Origin of the sequence: Dietzia sp. 111N12-1 (assembly GCF_001658045.1) — a bacterium.
In the GTDB taxonomy this organism is placed as follows: Bacteria; Actinomycetota; Actinomycetes; order Mycobacteriales; family Mycobacteriaceae; genus Dietzia; species Dietzia kunjamensis.
Genome location: NZ_LSSV01000020.1, coordinates 1 through 13,108, shown reverse-complemented (window position 1 = coordinate 13,108; position 13,108 = coordinate 1). Strand labels below are relative to the sequence as shown.

The 13,108-nt window shown below is 74.0% G+C and carries 13 protein-coding genes; 8 read left to right on the top strand and 5 right to left on the bottom strand.

Going from position 1 to position 13,108, the window contains the following annotated elements:
• The first annotated feature begins 63 nt into the window (after window positions 1-63).
• Entirely contained in the window at window positions 64-741 is a 678-nt protein-coding gene (locus tag AYO52_RS02965; RefSeq protein WP_067712975.1) for a DNA alkylation repair protein, read from the top strand.
• 129 nt (window positions 742-870) lie between these two features.
• Here AYO52_RS02965 and AYO52_RS02960 read toward each other — a convergent pair whose 3' ends face one another.
• Window positions 871-2,124 (bottom strand): glycosyltransferase, encoded by a 1,254-nt coding sequence (locus AYO52_RS02960; RefSeq protein ID WP_253701818.1) that lies wholly within the window; start codon window positions 2,122-2,124, stop codon window positions 871-873.
• 61 nt (window positions 2,125-2,185) lie between these two features.
• On the opposite strand from AYO52_RS02960, the gene AYO52_RS02955 reads away from it, so the two are divergent.
• The 6 genes from AYO52_RS02955 to AYO52_RS02930 all read left to right on the top strand — a co-directional run bounded on the left by AYO52_RS02955 (window position 2,186) and on the right by AYO52_RS02930 (window position 8,756).
• Complete coding sequence (locus AYO52_RS02955) at window positions 2,186-3,070, top strand: WcbI family polysaccharide biosynthesis putative acetyltransferase (RefSeq protein WP_067712972.1); 885 nt, start codon at window positions 2,186-2,188, stop codon at window positions 3,068-3,070.
• Entirely contained in the window at window positions 3,067-4,089 is a 1,023-nt protein-coding gene (locus AYO52_RS02950) for a hypothetical protein (protein ID WP_253701816.1), read from the top strand. The genes AYO52_RS02955 and AYO52_RS02950 overlap by 4 nt, the downstream gene beginning before the upstream one ends.
• Complete coding sequence (locus AYO52_RS02945; protein WP_253701814.1) at window positions 4,086-5,453, top strand: glycosyltransferase family 2 protein; 1,368 nt, start codon at window positions 4,086-4,088, stop codon at window positions 5,451-5,453. The genes AYO52_RS02950 and AYO52_RS02945 overlap by 4 nt, the downstream gene beginning before the upstream one ends.
• 104 nt (window positions 5,454-5,557) lie before the next feature.
• Window positions 5,558-6,787, top strand: coding sequence for a glycosyltransferase (locus AYO52_RS02940; RefSeq protein WP_067712965.1), 1,230 nt, complete (start codon window positions 5,558-5,560; stop codon window positions 6,785-6,787).
• Window positions 6,784-7,914, top strand: coding sequence for a glycosyltransferase (locus AYO52_RS02935; RefSeq protein WP_156523503.1), 1,131 nt, complete (start codon window positions 6,784-6,786; stop codon window positions 7,912-7,914). Before AYO52_RS02940 ends, AYO52_RS02935 begins: the two co-directional genes overlap by 4 nt.
• Complete coding sequence (locus AYO52_RS02930; protein ID WP_067712963.1) at window positions 7,911-8,756, top strand: glycosyltransferase family 2 protein; 846 nt, start codon at window positions 7,911-7,913, stop codon at window positions 8,754-8,756. Before AYO52_RS02935 ends, AYO52_RS02930 begins: the two co-directional genes overlap by 4 nt.
• 175 nt (window positions 8,757-8,931) lie before the next feature.
• Here AYO52_RS02930 and AYO52_RS02925 read toward each other — a convergent pair whose 3' ends face one another.
• The 4 genes from AYO52_RS02925 to AYO52_RS02910 all read right to left on the bottom strand — a co-directional run bounded on the left by AYO52_RS02925 (window position 8,932) and on the right by AYO52_RS02910 (window position 12,598).
• Window positions 8,932-9,723, bottom strand: a complete 792-nt coding sequence (locus AYO52_RS02925; protein ID WP_067712961.1) for an ABC transporter ATP-binding protein — start codon at window positions 9,721-9,723, stop codon at window positions 8,932-8,934.
• 2 nt (window positions 9,724-9,725) lie between these two features.
• Window positions 9,726-10,700 carry an ABC transporter permease gene (locus AYO52_RS02920; protein ID WP_067712958.1) on the bottom strand — a complete coding sequence of 325 codons (975 nt, stop codon included), beginning with the start codon at window positions 10,698-10,700 and terminating at the stop codon, window positions 9,726-9,728.
• Window positions 10,697-11,680, bottom strand: a complete 984-nt coding sequence (locus AYO52_RS02915; protein ID WP_067712954.1) for an ABC transporter substrate-binding protein — start codon at window positions 11,678-11,680, stop codon at window positions 10,697-10,699. The genes AYO52_RS02920 and AYO52_RS02915 overlap by 4 nt, the downstream gene beginning before the upstream one ends.
• Before the next feature lie 114 nt (window positions 11,681-11,794).
• Complete coding sequence (locus AYO52_RS02910; protein WP_067712951.1) at window positions 11,795-12,598, bottom strand: siderophore-interacting protein; 804 nt, start codon at window positions 12,596-12,598, stop codon at window positions 11,795-11,797.
• Window positions 12,599-12,643: 45 nt separating this feature from the next.
• On the opposite strand from AYO52_RS02910, the gene AYO52_RS02905 reads away from it, so the two are divergent.
• Complete coding sequence (locus AYO52_RS02905) at window positions 12,644-12,964, top strand: oxygenase MpaB family protein (RefSeq protein ID WP_067712949.1); 321 nt, start codon at window positions 12,644-12,646, stop codon at window positions 12,962-12,964.
• The last annotated feature ends 144 nt before the right edge of the window (window positions 12,965-13,108 follow it).

Genomic DNA, 13,108 nt, shown 5'->3' with positions numbered 1-13,108 from the left:
CGGACGGGGAGGCGGCGCGAGGCGCGCACGGTGCCGCCGCCAGGGACGGACGAGGAGACGACGATGACGACGACGACAACGCCGACCCGCGACGAGGTGATGGCCGAGCTCGCGGAGCTCGAGGACGCGCGGATCCGGGAGGTCAACGAGCGGAACGGTGACGATCACGCGGTCAACCTCACCACGCTCCGCGCGGTGGCCAAGCGGGTGAAGAAGAACCATCCGCTGGCCCTGGAGCTGTGGGACACGGGCGACTCGGCCGCGCGGCTGCTCGCGCTGCTCATCTGCCGGCCCAAGGAGTTCTCCGCCACCGAACTGGACACGATGCTGCGCGAAGCCCGCACCCGGAAGGTCCACGACTGGCTGGTCGGCTACGTCGTGATGAAGGGCCCGCACGCCGAGGACCTGCGCGTGGCGTGGGTGGGCGACGCCGACCCTGTGGTCGCCTCCGCCGGCTGGGCGCTCACCGCCGACCGGGTGGTCAAGAAGCCCGAGGGGCTGGACCTGCCCGCGCTGCTGGACGTGATCGAGGCCGAGATGGCCGGAGCCCACGAGCGGCTGCAGTGGGAGATGAACACGTGCCTGGCCCAGATCGGGATCCAGCATCCGGATCTGCGGGCGCGCGCGCTGGAGATCGGCGAGCGCCTGGGTGTGCTGCGTGACTACCCGACGCCGCCGAACTGCACGTCGCCGTACGCGCCGGAGTGGATAAACGAGATGGTCCGCCGCCGGGAGGCCTGACGCGCCGACCGGGTCCGCCCGCCCGCCAGAGTCGTCGAGTGGTCGCAAATGTCGGTATGTCGGCGCACTCACCTGGGAAAACGTGAACAGATGTGACCACCCACCGGAAATGGAGGGGATCAGGCGGGATCAGTCGTGGTCGCGCGCCCCGGCCCGGGCCAGTGCGGTCCGGTAGATCCGGGCGTGGGCGGCGGCGACCGCGGCGTCCTCGGACGCAGGAGCCCGCGGCGGGACCGGCGGGCCGTCGAGGGCAGCCACCAGCGAGCGGCGCAGGTCGTCGGCGGTGGGGTGGGCCGGGTCGTAGACGGCCGGGCCGGATCCGACCGCCCCCGATCCGACCGTGCCCGAAACGACCGTGCCCGATCCGACCGCGCCGGGCCCGAGCGCGCCGGGGTCCCATTGCTCGGCCAGGTACCCGATCCGCGGGATGACCGGCGGCAGCCCCAGGTCGCGGCACAGCTCCAGCCAGCCGGAGTGGGTGCCGTGGCGGTGGGGCAGGACGAGCGCGTCGATTCCGGCCAGGGCCGCGCACAGGTCGTCGTCGGCGAGGTGGTCGTGGGCACGGACCTCGACGTCCGGATGGGCGGCGAGCCGGTCGAGCTCGGTCGCGGCCGCGTGGCGGGGATGCTCCGGATCGCGCGCGGCGGCCAGGGCGTCCGCGCGGACCATCACCGTCAGGTGGGCACCCTCGGGCAGCGCGGTGACCAGCGGGGCCAGGAGTTCCTCGCCGGCGACTCCCGCGCGCAGCGAGCCCAGCACCACACCGACCGTGCGCCCGCCGCCGGAGCGATCGAGCCGCGCGAGCCGGTACGGCTCGGTGACCTCCGCGGCCATGAGCCGGGGATGCGGGAGGACCTGCGCGCGAGCGCCCCACCGTTCGCGGATCTCCTCGGCAGCGCCGCGGGTCAGCGTGATCACCGCGGCGGCGCCCCGCACGAGGTGGCCGGTGCGCTCGAGATGGGCGGCGGGGTCGGGCTCGTGCGGGTTGGTCAGGTCGTGCACGGTGACCACCAGCGGCAGGCCCCGCGACCGCAACGCCGCCACGAACTCCCCGATCTGCCCGGGGGAGCGATGCTCGTAGCCGAAGTGCACATGCACGAGGTCGGCCCCGTCGAGGACCTCGGGACGGTCGGCGGCTTCGAGCGCCGGGTGCGGCCACCAGCGGGCGGGCTCGGCCGGGTCCAGCACGGGGTCCGCGAGCACCGTGACGTCGGCCGCGGGCGAGATGGCGTGGCGGACGAAGTCGTGCCCGGCCGGCACGGAGCGCACCCGGATCGGCGGCGTGGGCGGCTGCAGCGTGGGCGGCCACGGCGACGGCGGCGTTGACGGGCGCGAAGACGCCGACGACAGCGGCGGCGGGACCGGGGAGGAGCCAGTGTTCACCCCGCCACCGTGCCACGCCCGCCGGTTGCCGCCACCTGGGCCCCTGCATACGCTCGGCCCGGTGAGCACCCCCGACCTCCCGACCGTCATGGTGATCGGCAACTGCCAGGCGGACGTCTACCGCGACCTGCTCCGGGCCTCCGCGGAGGTCCGGGTGGTGGACGTGCGGCCGGTGTACGAGATGACGGCCGACGACCTGCCCGGCCTGGAGGCGGACCTCGCCCGCACGGACGTGCTGATCGTCCAACCCGTTCGCGACGACTACCGCGACCTCCCGCTCGGACACCGCCAGCTCGCCGCGCGCTTGCCGGCCTCGGCCACGGTCGTGCTGACCCCCGTCCTGCGGTACGCCGGACTGCATCCATACCAGGTGCTGGTCCGCCCACCCCACGACCGCTCCCTGGTCCCGCCGATCGCGCCGTACCACGACCTGCGGGCGATCGTCGCCGCCGCGACCGGTGACCGGAGCGTTCTCGACGCCGCTCCGACCCCGGAGCAGGCGCGGGCCGCGGCCGCCGAGTCGGTGGAGGCGCTGCGCGTGCGCGAGCAGGCCCACGGCACGCTGGTCGCCTCGGACCTCCTCGAGGGGGTCCCGTGCTGGCACACCATCAACCACCCCGACCGGCACACGCTGGCCACGGTGTTCGACCGCATCATCGAGCGCCTGCCCGCGGGCCTGCTCACCGACCCGCCCCGCATCGGCGACCGCGAGCCCCTCGGCGGCACGCGCGCGCCGGTGGAGTCGACCGTCGCACGGGCGCTCGGCGTGGAGGCCGGTGATGTCGCCGGGGGCGCCCGCTCGGGCGAGTGGCTGGTCGACGGCGTCCCGGTGCCCAGCCGCGGGATCATCGACGCCCACCTCGACTGGTACGCGGCCACGCCCGGAGTGGTGGAGGAAGGCCTGCGTCGGCACGCCGCCCGCATCGAGATGCTGGGGCTGAGGTGAGCGGTGCGGGGGCCGGCGAGCAGCACGCGCCGCTGACGATCGCCCCGCTCACACTCGCCCTGGGGCCGCCCGAACACGGGGTGACCCGGTTCGCGGTGGAGTGCGCCCGCGCGGCCGGGACGGAGGTGCTCGAGGTCGCGGACGTCGCCGGGGTACGCGAGGTACTCGACGCCCGACCCGGCGTGCCGGTCCACCTGCACGTCACCGATTCCCTCTTCGGCGCCACCGCTGACGAGGCCGCGACGACCGTGGAGGATCTGGCGCGCCGCCGCCGCATCGCGGTCACCCTGCATGACGTCCCCCAGCCTGCGGAGGGCGCCGAGCGGTGTCGGCGGCGCACGCGGGCCTACCAGCGCATCGCGGGGGCGGCGGGGCTCGTCGTGGCGAGCTCCGAGCACGAGCGCCACCTCTGCGCGGCGGCCGACATCGCTGTCGACGCCGTCATCCCGCTGCCCGTCCCCGACCTGGCGCCGCCCGCCGACCTGACCCCCGACGCCCGGTCGGTGGGCGTGTTCGGATTCCTGCACCCGGGCAAGGCCGTCGACGTGGTGGCCGACGCCGTCGCCGCGCTCGCCGACGCCGGCGACGAGGCCGTGTCACTACGCCTGTTGGGGACGCCCGCCGAGGGGCACGACGACTACGTCCACGCCGCGCTGGAGATCGTCCGGGCCGCCGGTGGCGGCGCGGAGGTGACGGGTCGGATCGACGACGACGACCTCGCCCGCGTCCTCGGCGAGGTCACCGTGCCCGTCGCCCTGTTCCGGAACGTGTCGGCGTCGGGGTCGCTCAACACCTGGGCCGCGGCCGGGCGACGCCCCCTGGTCTACGACTCGGACTACACCCGCGAGATGGAACGCCGGCATCCCGGCTCCCTGCTGATCACCGACGGGGCGGATCTCGCCGGCGACCTGCGCCGACTCCTCGACGACCCGTCCCCCACCCGTCGCGAGGCGGCGCCGTCGGGGATGGCCGACCTCGGCCGGGCGTACCGCCGGGCGTGGGAGGGATGGCTCGCATGACAGACTCCGCGAGCACTGACGCACCGAACAGTGTCGACGTGGTGATCCCGTTCTACGAGGACCAGCCGATGCTCGACCGGATCCTCACGGCGCTGCGCCACCAGAGCGACCCCCGACGGGCCGTGCGCGTCATCGTCGCCGACGACGGCTCTCGCACCGCGCCGGTGGTCCCGCCCGAGGTCACTGTCGTGCGCCAGGACGATCGCGGCTTCCGTGCCTCGGCAGCGCGCCACCTCGGCGCCTGCGCGGGCGAGGGCGACCTCCTGCTGTTCCTCGACGGCGACACCGTCCCGGGGCCCGACTTCGTGGCGACGATGTGCGCTGCGCTGGACGGCCACCCGGACCTGCTCGCAGTGGGCCGCCGGCGGTACGGCCGGTTCGCCGTCACCCGGACCGGGGCCGAGCCGACTTTCGAACCGGACGAGATCCTCCCCGACCCCGCCTGGCCTGCGGCGTTCTACGCGGAGACGACGGACCTCACCCGCGGCGAGGACCTGTGGCGGGGCGTGTTGTCCGCAGCGTGCGGCCTGCACCGCCGCCTCTACGACCTCGCCGGCGGGTTCGACCCGGACATCGTCGGCTACGGCGGCGAGGACTGGGATCTGGCGTGGCGGTGCGAACAGGCCGGCGGGCGCCTGCGTTACCTACCCGACGCGGTGGCCTGGCACGACGGCCCCGACTGGGCCGGCCGCGCCGACGCCGACCACACCGACGGCGGTCAGGCGGACGGTCACCGCGACGAGTCGGACCGGCTCGCCCGGAAACTCGCCCAGAAGAACGCCGAGTCCGCCCTCCTGGCCGGCCTCATCGCCTCACCGCTCACTCGGCCGGCCGCCGGGATCTTCGCCCTGCCGTCGGTCGCGGTCCACGTCCACGCCGGCAGCCCCGAGTTCGCCGGGACGGGCTCCGCGGCCGCGACCTGCATTTCCCTGCTCGCCTGGGGCGACGTGGCCGTGACCGTCGACCCCGCCACACCCGACGCCGCCGTGATCGCCCGGCTCTTCGCCCACGACCCCCGGGTGACCCTCGGGGCGCGCGGTCGGTGGTGGCGGCCCGGGACGCCGGGCGCGGGCCCTCGTCGTCGTCCCCCGGTCCTCGTCGACATCCTCCGTCCCTGCGCGCTGGGGGCGCTCGACCCGCGGCGCCTGCGCGCGCTGTGCCCACCCGTGGGGAGCGTGACCCTGGACGACGACGAGGGCTACAGCCTCGCGGAGGTCCGCAGCTCGCGGGCGCTCGCACGCGAACTCCACTGGGGCGACCAGCCACCCGAGCCGACCGCGGTCACGGCGTCGCACGCCGGCGTCCGGGGCATCGACGACGACGGCGCGGGGGTGCGGCTCGAGAGGGTGCTCGGCGGCTGGTGAGCGCCGGGGGTGGCCAGCGGTGGCGGAGGGCCCCCCGGGGGGCCACTATCAGAGGTTCCGACATCCTCCGCACCCGCCGGGGGCGACGAGACGAGAGGGGGCCCGTGGACGCCCGCAACGAAGATCTACTCGACATCGCGGTGATCGGCCCGTCGCGGTTCCCCATCCGGGAGCCGTACGCCGGTGGGCTCGAGGTCGTGGTGGCCAAGGAGGTGCGGGCCCTGCGTGCACGGGGACACCGCGTCACGCTCTACGCCGCCGCCGGCAGTGAGGGTCACGACCGGCGCCACGAGTTCACCACCCTGGCCGCCGCCACCGGACGCGGCGACAGCTACTACCCGCCCGGCGGGTACGAGGCCGACGCTGCGGAGTTCGAGCGACTCATGGACCACGTGGCGGTGTCCGGGTTCGACGTGGTGCTCAACCACAGCCTGTCGCACGTCCCGCTCGTCCGCGCGGCCGAGATGGCCACGCCCATGATCACGACCCTGCACTGCCCGCAGCTGGCGCCCATGCAGGAGGCGTTCGACCGGCTGGGGTCGGCGACCGGCAGGGTGCTCGCCGTGAGTCACTCCGTCCTGGGGTCCTGGCGGGTGCCCCACGGTGCCGAGGTGCTGCCCAACGGGGTCGACCTGCAGATCTGGCGCCCCCGGGCAGCCGCCGCCGGGCGGACTGCCGCCCGTTCCGCCGCCCGTTCCGCCTTCCGGCCCGCCGCCGGTACCGCCGCCGCCGGTACCGCCGCTGCGGCCCGACCGGTCGCCGGGCGCACCTCCCGGGTCGGCCTCCGGCCCACCGACCGTCCCCGCGCCGTGTGGACCGGCCGGATCGTTCCGGAGAAGGGCCCGCACCTGGCGGTCGAGGCGGCCCGGCGCACCGGGCTCCGGCTCGACCTGGCCGGCCGGGTCGGCGACGACCGGTACATGGAGAGGGTGCTCGCGCCCCGGTTGCGCGACGCCGGCGACAGCGTGCGCTACCACGGTCCGCTCGGTCGGGACGCGCTCGTCCCGCTCGTCGCCTCGGCCGCGGTCGCACTGGTGACCCCGTGCTGGGAGGAACCGTTCGGGCTCACCGCCGTCGAGGCGCTGGCCTGCGGTACCCCGGTCGTGGCCCTGGCGCGTGGCGGCATCCGGGAGATCCTCAGCGGCCAACCCGGCGTGGTGCTGGTCGAACCGGGTCGCGACCCCTCGTCCGCCCTCGCGGCCGGCATCCCCGCCGCGTTGACGCTGAACCGCGCCGCGACCGCCCGCGCCGCCGCCGCCGCGTTCTCCCACGACGCTCGCATCGACCAGCTCGAGGCCCGCCTGCGCGGGCTGCTGGTGGGCGCCGCGTCGTGATCGGGATCTACGCCCACCACCAGGGCAACGGCCACGTGCAGCGGGCGCTCTCGGTCGCCGCCGACCTGGACGACGAGGTCACCGTCCTCACCTCCGCCCGCATCCGCGACGACGCCAATCCCGACCCCGGGCGGATCCGGGTCCTCCCGCTCCCACTGGACTACGGCGAGGCCGGGCCGGTGGCGGACCCGACCGCCGGAGGCAGGCTGCACTGGGTGCCGCTGGGGCAGACCGGACTCCGTCAGCGCATGGCGATGATCGCCGGGTGGATCGACCGGACCGCGCCGGACGTGTTCTGGAGCGACATCTCCGTCGAGGTGACCCTGGCCGCGCGGTTGACCGGGACTCCCGTGGTCACCACCGTCCTGCCGGGGCGCCGCGACGACGCCCCGCACGTCCTCGCGCACGGGGTGTGTTCGGCCCTGGTCGCCGGGTGGCCGCGCGCCGCCGGAGCGCCGGTCCCCGCCGGGGCGGACCGCCCGCTGGTGCCCGTCGGCGGGGTCTCGCGCTTCGCCGACCGCGCTCCCGACCCGGGCGCCCGGGGCGGTGGCCGACCGAGGGTCCTGCATCTGCGGGGCTCCGGTGGTGCCGGCAACGACGCCCGCTGGGACACCGTTCCCGGGCTACTCGGCGACGTCGAGTGGATCTCGCTCGGCGGGCCGGGCGGGCGCTGGGTGGCCGACCCGTGGGACGAGTTGTGCCGGGCCGACGTGGTGATCACCGCCGCCGGGCAGAGCTCGATAGCCGACCTCGCCGCCGCCGACGCCCACGTCGTCGTGACTCCAGAGGAACGCCCCTTCGGCGAGCAGGACGCCACCGCCGGCACCCTCCGGACGCTGGGGCTGGCGGAGGTCGTGGGCCGCGACGACCCGGTCGAGCAGCTGGTCGACTCGATCCGGCGCACGCTCGAGCGCGCCCGCTCGACCCCGGGTGCCGGGTCGGGCCTGCGGGAGGCGTGGGAGGTCGACGGCGCGGCCGCCCGCCTGGCCGGCGTGCTCACCGCGGTCGCCGCGGGTCACGAGCCGGAAGGCCACGGGGTGGGCCACGGGGTGGGCCACGGGGCCCGTCACGCGGCAGGCCACGGTGCGGGCCAGGGGGCCCGTCACGCGGCGGAGGCCACGCTGTGACCGCCGCAGCGTCGATCGCGGTGGTGACGGTCTGCACGCCCGGTCGCGCCGAGCACCTCCGCTCACAACGTCGGGCGATGGCCCAGCACCTGCCCGGCGCCCGGCACGTCGTGGTACTGCCCGAGCGGCCGGGCAGTGCCGACCTGGCCGAGGAACTCGCCGCTGACGGCGTCGAGGTCGTGGAGCTGGAGGCCGGCCCCGACCTGCCCGTCGCCCGGAGCCGCAACCTCGGCGGAGACAGAGCGGCCGAGCTGGGCGCGAAGCTGATCGTCTTCCTCGATGTCGACTGCATGCCGGGCCCCGACCTGGGGTGGTACTACTCCGAACTGCCCGACGGCGCCGTGGGCCTGGGCCCGGTCACCTACCTGCCCGAGTCCGCCGGCGCCCCCGACCCCGCCGAGTTGCCGGCCTTCACCGACCCGCACCCGGCACGCCCGTTCCCCGCCCGGGGCACCCGCGCGCTGGAGCCGGACGAGTTCGGGATGTTCTGGTCCCTGTCGTTCGCTCTGCGCCCGGCGCTGTGGGCGCGCCTACGCGCGGACTTCGGCGGGTTCGACGAGGCCTTCACCGGTTACGGCGCAGAGGACACCGACTTCGGGCGCAGGGTGCTGTACCGCCGCGTGCCGGTGCTGCTCGTGGCCGGCGCCCATGCCTACCACCGGTGGCACCCGGTCGCCGATCCGCCGGTCGACCACCTCGCCGACCTGTTGCGCAACGGCGCCCACTACGCCGAGCGTTGGGGTGACTGGCCGGCCCCCGGCTGGTTCGAGAAGTTCGAGCAGATGGGGTTGGTGCGCCGACAGGGCGACGGCTGGGAGGCGGCTGCGGCCGTCGACCGCTGAGTCGCACCCCTGCCCACAGCACCACGCGCGCCGAGAAGAGGATCTCGCGCATATCGCCCGAGAAGCGGGTGTGCGAATTCCTCTGCTCGACGGGCGGTCGGCGGCGGGGCCCGGTCGGGGTGGCGGCCAGCGGGGCCTGGTCGGGTCGCCGCCGGCGCGGGGCGCGCTCGGCGGGTCAGCCGAGGAAGGCCTGGTCTGACAGGGTCGCGCCCTTGATGTTGGTGAACTCGCGCAGCAGGTCCTGCACGGTGAGCGCGGACTTGGTCGCGGCGTCGGCCTCGTAGACGATCCGGCCCTCGTGCATCATGATGAGCCGGTTTCCCAGGCGGATGGCCTGCTCCATGTTGTGCGTGACCATGAGGGTGGTCAGACCGCCCTCGCGGACGATGCGCTCGGTGATCGTGGTGACCAGCTCCGCACGCTGCGGGTCGAGAGCCGCCGTGTGCTCGTCGAGCAGCATGATGCGCGGCTGGGTGAACCCGGCCATGAGCAGGGACAGCGCCTGCCGCTGGCCGCCCGAGAGCAGGCCGACCTTGGCGGTGAGCCGGTCCTCGAGACCGAGCTCCAGCATGGAGAGCTGCTCGGCGAACCGGCCACGGCGCTTCTTGCTCAGACCCGGGCCGAGCCCCCGCCGGCGGCCGCGCAGCAACGCGAGCGACAGGTTCTCCTCGATGGTGAGGTTGGGCGCGGTCCCGGCGAGCGGGTCCTGGAAGACGCGGCCGACGTACTTGGCGCGCCGGTGCTGCGGCAGGCGGTTGACGTTGGTGCCGTCGATCTCGATGTTCCCGCTGTCGGCGAGCAACCGCCCGGAGACGGCGTTGAGCAGTGTCGACTTGCCGGCGCCGTTGGAACCGATCACCGTGACGAAGTCGCCCTCGGCGAGCGTGAGACTGAGGTCGTGCAGCGCCCGGCGTTCGTTGACGGTGCCGGGGAAGAACGTCTTGGACACTCCGGTGACGGTCAGCATCGTCACGCCTCCTTGGTGCCGGTCGCGGCGGCGCCGGCGGACTCGGGTCCGGCGGCGACGGCGGTCCCGGTTCCCGCCGCCGCACGTTCGTTGGCGACGACCGGGGTGGTGGGTTTGCGTCCGAAGCGTCCGCCCGCGCCCTTCCAGCGGGGCAGCAGCAGCGCGACCACGACGAGGATGGCCGTGACGGCCTTCATGTCGTTGGGATCCAGGCCGACGCGGAGGGCGGCGAAGATGATGAGCTGGTAGAGCAGGGCGCCCAGGATCACGGCGAGCACCGCGAGCAGCAGCTTGCGCTGGCCGAGGATGGCCTGCCCGATGATCACCGAGGCCAGGCCGACGAGGATGAGGCCGATGCCCATCGAGATGTCGGCGAAACCGCGGTACTGGGCGATGAGCGCGCCGCACATGCCCACGAACCCGTTCGACAGGGCCAACGTGAGGGTCTTGGTGAAGTCGGTCGAGACGCCGAACGAGGAGATCATGGGGCCGTTGTCGCCCGTGGCACGGATGGACAGGCCGAGGTCGGTGGTGAGGAACCACAGGACGACCAACCCGAGCAGCAGGACCACGACCGCGAGGATGGCCACCCCGGGCCACTCGCCCAGCAGGCCGGCGTCCTTCAGGGGCGTGAACACGGTGTCGCTGCGCAGCAGCGGGATGTTCGCGCCGTCCATGATCCGCAGGTTGACGGACCACAGCGCGATCATGGTGAGGATACCGGCGAGGAGGCCGTCGATCTTGCCCTTGGTGTGCAGCAATCCCGTGACCGTGCCGGCGAGGAACCCGGTGCCGAAACCCGCGAGGGTCGCGAGCACCGGGTTCCAGCCGGCGAGAATGCCCATGGCCGCCGTCGCGGCGCCCGTGGTGAAACTGCCGTCGACGGTGAGGTCGGGGAAGTTGAGCACGCGGAAGGTCAGGTAGACCCCCAGCGCCATGACCCCGTAGATGAGGCCTACCTCGACGGTCCCGATCACTTCTTCTCAGCCTCGGCGAGGATGTCCTCGGGGATCGTCACGCCCTGACGCTCGGCGGCGTCCTCGTTGACCACGTAGGTGAACTCGGTGGCGGTCTCCACGGGCATGGTGGCCGGGTCCTCACCGTCGCGCAGGATGCGCAGGGCCATCTCGCCGGTCTGGCGGCCCAGCTCGGTGTAGTCGATGCCGAGGGTGGCGACGGCGCCGCCCTCGACCGTGCCCGACTCCGCGGCGATCACCGGGATCTGCTTGCCCTCGGCGACCTGGACCAGCGAGGCGATGCCCGAGACGACCATGTTGTCCGTGGGGACGTAGATCGCGTCGACGTCACCGAGGGCCTCGACGGCCTGCTGGATCTCGTTGACCGTGGTGACGGTCTGGGTCTCGATCTCCAGGCCCAACGGGCCCGCGGCCTCACGGGCCTGATCCACCTGGACCTGCGAGTTGACCTCGCCGGAGGCGTAGACGATGCCGATGCGCTCGGCGTCCGGGACGATCTCCTTGAGCAGCTCGAGCTGCTTCTCGATCGGGGCGGCGTCCGAGGTGCCCGTGACGTTGGCGCCCGGCTCCTCCATCGAGTCCACCAGCTCCGCCGAGACCGGGTCGGTCACCGCGGTGAACAGCAGCGGCACGTCGGTGATGTTCTGCGCCATCGCCTGGGCGGCCGGGGTGGCCACGGCCAGGGCCAGGTCCAGGTCGTCGGAGGCGAACTGCTGGGCGATGGTCAGTGCGGTGCCCTGCTCGCCGTTGGCGTTCTGCTCGTCGAACTCGACCTCGACGCCGGCCTCGGAGAAGGCCTCCTTGAAGCCGGCCGTGGCGGAGTCGAGGGCCGGGTGCTGGACGAGCTGGTTGATGCCGATGCGGTAGGACTCGCCGCCACCACCGGCGGCGTCGTCCTCACCACCGCTCGAGCAACCTGCGAGGACGAGTACCGAGGTGGCGACCAGTCCGGTGATGAGCTTCGCGCGTGAGAATGCCATATGCCATGCCCTTGTCTGTGCCTTCTGGGCCTCACGGTGTTCACGCGAGGGGCCGGATGCGAACGGTGCTGGCACATGAGGTTACCGGGTCGCCCGGGCATGGTGAGCCCGGACTCACCTCACGGGCTGCTGCGGCGCCTCCTCCGATTCCGCCAGCTGCCGCTTCCAGGTGCGGAAGCCCTCCTCCGAGCGCCCACGCCGCCAGTATCCCGAGATCGACGCCCGCGCGGCGGGGATGCCGCGATCGGTGCGCAGATAGGGGCGCAGGTGCTTCATCACCGTCTCGGCCTCGCCGTGGACGAACGCTTGCACGTCCCCGCCCGGCCACGGCATGCCCCGGACCGCGTCGATCAGCGGCGCCTCGCCGTCGATCACTCCGGGGCCGGCGTCCGCCGAGGAGGTTCCGCGGTGCACCCAGGTGATCTCCACGCCCGCCGGCGCGGTGATCGGGATCTCGTCGTCGTCGTCGGACACCTCGAGGAACACCGCGCCCGTGGCGTCCTCCGGTAGCGACTCCAGCGCCGCCGCGATCGCCGGCACCGCGGTCTCGTCACCGACCAGCAGGTGGAAATCCGCCTCCGGGTCCGGCCGGTACGCGCCGCCGGGGCCGCGCACCGCGACCAGGGCGCCGGGTGCGACGGACCGGGCCCACGGACCGGCGACACCCTCGTCACCGTGGATGACGAAGTCGATCCAGATCTCGCGCGCGTCCGCGTCGACCCGTCGGACGGTGTACGTGCGCACGACCGTCTCCCCGGCGTGGGGCAGTTCGAGCTTGACGTAGCTGTCCGTCTCCGCGCGAGCGGCGAACGAGTCGAAGCCGTCCCCGCCGAGGACGACCCGTACGAGGTGCGGGGTCACCGGCTCCGTGCGCAGCACCGTGAGGGTGAGCGGCGGGCGGGTCTGGGGGCGAGTCACGTCATTCTCCTTCGACCTGGGTTAGTTAGGTGACCCTATCCTTGCATGCTTCCGGGCGCTGCGAGGGGGGCCCCGCTCACCGAGGCCGAGCTGGACCGCATCATCGAGATGGCGCGACCCCCGGGGACGACGCTCAACGTCCCCGGGGCGCGATGGCCGGCCACCTGGGCCGAGTACGAGAAGCGCTTCGCCGACGGGCTCGTCGGTGGGAGGGCAACCGGCGCGTCGGCCGACCGCCGCGCCGGCACGGCCAACAGCTGCGACCGCAGGACCTACCGCCGCGGCGCCTCGGCCAACGACCCCGACCGCACGGCCGGGGTGGATCGTCTTCCGGCGTCGGGCCGGGCCGGTGTCAGGCCACGCTGACGGCGGCCGGTTGCGGGGACCGGAGAGGGCAGCGTTCCCTGAACCCGAACGCGCAGATCGCGGCTGCGCCTGCCACGACCACGACGATGCCGAGGATGATCGGCGCGGCGGGGAAGGGTAGTTCCTGGGACAGGACGAAGGCGC

Bases quoted from the DNA above. Each gene is read 5' to 3' on its own strand.
- AYO52_RS02965 (WP_067712975.1), top strand. From the start codon at position 64: ATGACGACGACGACAACGCCGACCCGCGACGAGGTGATGGCCGAGCTC.
- AYO52_RS02945 (WP_253701814.1), top strand. From the start codon at position 4,086: ATGACAGACTCCGCGAGCACTGACGCACCGAACAGTGTCGACGTGGTG.
- AYO52_RS02925 (WP_067712961.1), bottom strand. From the start codon at position 9,723: ATGCTGACCGTCACCGGAGTGTCCAAGACGTTCTTCCCCGGCACCGTC.
- AYO52_RS02915 (WP_067712954.1), bottom strand. From the start codon at position 11,680: ATGGCATTCTCACGCGCGAAGCTCATCACCGGACTGGTCGCCACCTCG.
- AYO52_RS02905 (WP_067712949.1), top strand. From the start codon at position 12,644: ATGCTTCCGGGCGCTGCGAGGGGGGCCCCGCTCACCGAGGCCGAGCTG.